The sequence below is a fragment of the Azospirillum sp. B506 genome (assembly GCF_000333595.1).
Classification (GTDB): domain Bacteria; phylum Pseudomonadota; class Alphaproteobacteria; order Azospirillales; family Azospirillaceae; genus Azospirillum.
In genome coordinates, this window is sequence record NZ_BADK01000762.1 from 1 (window position 1) to 4,955 (window position 4,955).

General features: G+C 67.4%; 3 protein-coding genes, 1 rRNA gene and 2 pseudogenes. 2 read left to right on the forward strand and 4 right to left on the reverse strand.

The window, feature by feature from the left end:
- Nucleotides 1-15: 15 nt before the first annotated feature.
- Nucleotides 16-477: pseudogene (locus tag I71_RS36375) on the forward strand (histidine kinase N-terminal 7TM domain-containing protein); the annotation flags it as partial.
- 142 nt (nt 478-619) lie between these two features.
- Nucleotides 620-735: ribosomal RNA gene (rrf, locus tag I71_RS23900) — 5S ribosomal RNA — on the forward strand.
- 134 nt (nt 736-869) lie between these two features.
- Here rrf and I71_RS23905 read toward each other — a convergent pair.
- From I71_RS23905 to I71_RS23920, 4 genes and pseudogenes are all read right to left on the reverse strand, one after another.
- Entirely contained in the window at nt 870-2,261 is a 1,392-nt protein-coding gene (locus I71_RS23905; protein WP_042699393.1) for an amidase, read from the reverse strand.
- A gap of 92 nt (nt 2,262-2,353) precedes the next feature.
- Complete coding sequence (locus I71_RS23910) at nt 2,354-3,127, reverse strand: DUF1524 domain-containing protein (protein WP_042699396.1); 774 nt, start codon at nt 3,125-3,127, stop codon at nt 2,354-2,356.
- An 89-nt stretch (nt 3,128-3,216) separates the two neighbouring features.
- Entirely contained in the window at nt 3,217-4,161 is a 945-nt protein-coding gene (locus tag I71_RS23915; RefSeq protein ID WP_042699398.1) for an SDR family NAD(P)-dependent oxidoreductase, read from the reverse strand.
- A gap of 484 nt (nt 4,162-4,645) precedes the next feature.
- Nucleotides 4,646-4,955, reverse strand: a pseudogene (locus I71_RS23920) (phosphoserine aminotransferase); the annotation flags it as partial.

Here is a 4,955-nt window from a genome sequence, read left to right on the forward strand (position 1 = left end):
GTCACCGCCAGCAGCATCCACCGGGCGACGCCGGCTTACCGCACCCATTACCTTGGTTTCCTGGTGGTGATGGCGGTGCCGTGGGCCGCCAATGCCGGCTATATCTTCGGCAACCTGACCCTGTTCGACCTGGATCCGACAGCCTTCAGCTTCCTGATGATGGACGGGATCTTCTATTGGCTGATCACCAGGCGGCGCCTGTTCGAGCTGTTGCCGGTGGCCCGCGATGCGCTGCTGGACGCCGTGCCGGACCCGGTGCTGGTGCTGGACAGCGACGGCACCGTGGTGGAGGCCAATCCGGCAGCACAGGCGCTTGCCGGCGATCATGCCGCGATCGGGCGACGGCTTGCCGACCTGCCCGGGCTGTCTGCCCTGTCCACGATGGTCGCCGCCATGTCGGCGACCGCACCGGGACCGCTGACGCTGGACGGCGGCGACTGCCCGCGCATCTTCGAGGTGACCTGGGTGCCGCTGACGGCGGGCGGCGGCGGGCGCGAGCAGCAAGCCTGCTCAAAACAGCAGCTTGACAGCACGCGCCGCAGTTCGATACTCCTCACATCACTTGCACTGAACAAGCATATGCGCTTTTGGAATGAGCGTCGGTCTTGTGCCTTGGTGACCTGGTGGTCATGGCGAGGTGTCAAACACCCGATCCCATCCCGAACTCGGCCGTGAAAAGCCTCCGCGCCAATGGTACTGCGTCTTAAGACGTGGGAGAGTAGGTCGCCGCCAGGTCACTCAGGCACAAGAGACGCTCAAACAAAACGCTCATGCTTGCATCTTCATCAAACACACAGAAACGCCCCGGCTCCAAAAAGCCGGGGCGTTTCGGCGTTTGAGGTGATGTGGCGGACGGCCCTTCCACCACATCACCTCAGTGCCCAGCGGTGGGCGAACCCGGCCTCACGCTCCAGCTTGCAACCCAGGCGGATCAGGCGCCGTTCCTCGCCCGGCCGGGCGATCAGCTGAATGCCGAAGGGCAAACCGTCAGCGCCGGAAGAGCTGCCAACCGGCAGGGTCAGCACGGGGAAGCCGATCAGCGTGACGATGGCGGTGACGCCCAGATAATCGAGGATGGTCTCCACCGGCCGGCCGTCGATCACCGTCACCTCTCCGTCCGCATTGGGCCAGGGCAGCACGCCGCAGGCCGGGGCGGCCAGCACGTCGATCTCCTCGAACAGGGCGACGAAACGGCGGTAGAGCGCGGTGCGGGCAGTCTGAGCCTCCAGATAGGCGTCGGCGGTGACGCCGACCCCGGCCTCGATGTTCCAGCGGATGGTGTCGGTCAGCGCTTCGCCATGTTTGGCCAGCATCGGACCGAAGGCGTGGCGGGTCTGGGCGGCGCGCAGCATGCGGAAGGTCGCCATGGCGTCGCCGCAGTCGGGGTGCCGGCGTGCCACCGGTCCGGCGACCCGCTCAAGCCGGTCGACCGCTTCGGCGAAGCGTTCCCGCACCGCTTGGGAGACGGTGGCGGCACCGAAGTCGGCGGTGGCGCCGAGCCGATTGTCCGACCCGTTATCCCGGTCGCCGAACAGGGAGGTCGGATCGCGCAGGTCGCCGCCGGCCATCGCCGACAGCAGCAGCGCGCAGTCCGTGGTGTTGCGCCCCAGCACTCCGTGGGTCGCCAGCGTGTCCCAGCCGAGCGCGCGGCCGGGCGCCGGAATCAGCCCTGGGGTCGGCCGGATGGAAGCGATGCCGCAGAAACTGGCCGGAACCCGCACCGACCCGCCGAAGTCGGTGCCATGCGCCAGCGGTGCCATGCCAACCGCGACCGCCGCCGCCGATCCGCCGCTCGACCCGCCGGAGGTCAGAGCGGGATCGACCGGATTGCGGGTCGGCCCATACAAGAGGTTCTGGCAGATGGCGCCGAAGCCGAACTCCGGCGTGTTGGTCTTGCCGATGACGATGCCGCCCGCCGCCTCGATCCGCGCCACCGCAATGTCGCTGGTGGCTGGCACATGGTCGGCATAGAGCGCCGATCCATAGGTGGTGCGGATGCCGGCGGTGTCGGTCAGATCCTTCACCGCCACCGGCAAGCCGTGCAGCGGCCCGGCGAGGGCTGGCTGGGCGTCAAGCGCATCGGCGCGGGCACGCGCCTTGTCGGCGGCGACGGTGATGAAGGCCGACAGAGCTGGTTCGGCGGCGGCGATGCGCGCCAGATGCGCCTCGACCGCTTCGCGGGCAGACAGCTCCCGACGGGCCAGCCGCCCGGCGAGGGTGGCGGCGCTTTCCCGCCACAGGGGTGTGTGTCCTTCGGTCATACGTTCTCCCGATTCCGCGTCCCTTTTCCGGGGGAACGGTAGCGTGAAGCCGGTGGCGTGCCAAACAATGCCCCGGACAGGGCAGGGCTGCGTCAGCGCTGCTGCCCGGCCGAACTGCGGCAGTCGGCAAGGATGTTGCCGACCGTCACCCTTTCCCGCTCGTCCATGTTGAGCCCCCAGCGCGCCTTCACCAGGATCCAGTCGGCGACATAGAGGCAGATGCCGTCACGCTTCGGCGGCAACCAGTCCTCCGGCCCCTTGGATCCCTTGGCGCGATTGGCCTCGCGGCTGGAAACCAGCAAGGTCAGCGGGTCGCTGGTGTCGTTGGCATAGGCGGCGCGCTTCTCGCGGCTCCAGTCGTAGCCACCGCTGGCATAGGCCTCCTCCAGCGGCACGCGGTGGTCGATGTCGATGATCTGGGGATCGGTGAAATGCTCGCCGGTATAAGGGTCGATCCAATCGCCGGACTTCACGCTGCACCCTTTGGCGTCGAGAATCGCCGGGCGGCGGGACTCGCGGATCAGCACCTTCTCACGCGCATTCAGGCAGCCGCCGTCGAGCGCCAGCCAATGCGGCCAGTCCTCGCGCTGGTAACCGCGACGCTTTTCGGGCTCCACCCGGATGCCGTCGAGCTGGCGAGCCACATCGGCATAATCGATCCGGTCGGCGGGGCGGGCGACGATCGGCGGCGGCGGTTCGGCGGGCTCCTGCCTGCGCGGCTGGCGGGGGCGGTGGGTCTCCTGCCCAAGCAGGCGGTCGAGCGTACCGGGCGGGATGATGTGGAGCCGCTCCGCCACAGCGATGGCGGCGAGGATCGCAAGGATGGCGAACAGGGCCCGCAGGGGGAGGGATCGGCGGCGGGGCATGTTTCGCTTACCTTGAGGATGGCTTCCTTTCCCGGTGCGGGAGAGGGCGTTGATACGCCCCTCCCTCATACCCGCCTATGATCGCAGCCTCAAGGCATGCGGCCGGTCAAGGTGGCGCTCAGGCCCTGGAGCAGGCCGACCTGGCACATGGTGTCGAAGGTGGAGCGCATCAGCGACGGGTCACCGATCGACACGCGGATGTCGCCGGCGCGCGGTTCGGTATGGTGGCGGCGGACCTTGCTGCCACACAGCTCCTGCAACACCTCCAGCAGCATCACCAGCGACGTCGCCCGGCCGGTGCAGAGGTTGTAAACCTGCGACCCGGCGAAGCGGCGCTCCATCGCCAGCGCCAGGATGCGCACCACGTCGCCGACGAAGACGAAATCGCGGACCTGCTGGCCATCGCCATGGATTTCCACATCCTCGCCGCGGGCGACCCGGCGGGCGAAGATGGAGATCACGCCGGAATAGGGCGACATCGGATCCTGGCGCGGACCATAGACGTTGAAGAAGCGGAAGCCGACCGTCGGCACCCCCTGGATCGCCCAGGCGACACGGGCATGCATCTCGCAGCCCAGCTTGTCGACGCCATAGGCGGACAGGGGGCGCGGCAGTTCGTCCTCCTTCAGCGGGGTGTTGGTGTTGTCGCCATAGACGGCGGCGGACGAGGCATAGACCACCGGGATCGGGCTGCCGTGCTTTGCATCGCGCGCCGCCTCGAACACGGTGACGGTGCCCAGCAGGTTGGTGCGGTGGGTTTCAGCCCAAAGCTCCCGCGATTTCTGCACCGACGCCACGGCAGCGAGATGAAAGACGCCATCCACCCCTTCGCCGGCATCGCCGGATATCGCCTCGCGCACCGCGTCGGGATCGGCGACGTCGCCCACCACCAGCTTCGCCGCGGCCGGCTTGTTGTCCAGCCGGCCGCTCGACAGGTTGTCGAGGATCGTCACCCGATGACCGTCGGCAAGCAGCCGGTCGGCCAGATGCGAGCCGATGAATCCGCAGCCGCCGGTGATGAGGTAGTGCGCCATGGTCGTTCTAGAGCCCTTCCTTGCGTTGCACCGGCGTCGCTGCACTGCAGCAGGTCTACCGGAAATCCTTTCCAAGAGTCGGGACACAACCGACGCCTTGCCAGACCATCTTCGGGATAGGGCCATGCCTCAACCGGAGAGGCAATTCCGCCCGTCCGGCGACCGCGGCTGCGAATCGGCGCCGCTCCCTCTGTGACGGTTTCGAGATAGGCGGGACCGATGGTTCAACAGGCTTATCCACCACCTTGTCCACGGTTCTGTGGATAACCATGGTCAAGCTTGCGGGCTTCATACGCGCGTCGGGCCGGTCACACTGGTGCAGAAATGCTGCTGCGTACGAACGGTTCCTTGACCGAATCCTTATGCTGCAAAGCACAACGCAGCGCGTGCAAAAGGCCTCGCCATGGCATTTCTGCCACAGCGGGGCCTATTGCGAACTCTGGGCAGTCCTGTGGACGACGGCCAGGTTGACGCTTGTGGGACCTCAGCCCTGTTTCGGGCCGAGCATCTCTGCCTTGACGGTGGCGAAGGCCCAGTCGAGCCAGGGCAGCACCGCTTCCATATCCTCGTTCTCCACCGTGGCCCCGCCCCACAGGCGCAGGCCGGGAGGCGCGTCGCGGTAGGAACCGGCGTCGAAGGCGGCCTCCTCCTTCTCAAGCAGGGCGGACATCTTCTTGGCGAACGCGGCTTGACCCTCTTCCGGCAGGGCGGTCACCTCCGGATCGGTGAAGCGCAGGCAAATCGAGGTGCAGGAGCGGGTGGCCGGATCCTGGCGAGGAAGCCGGCCCAGGGGC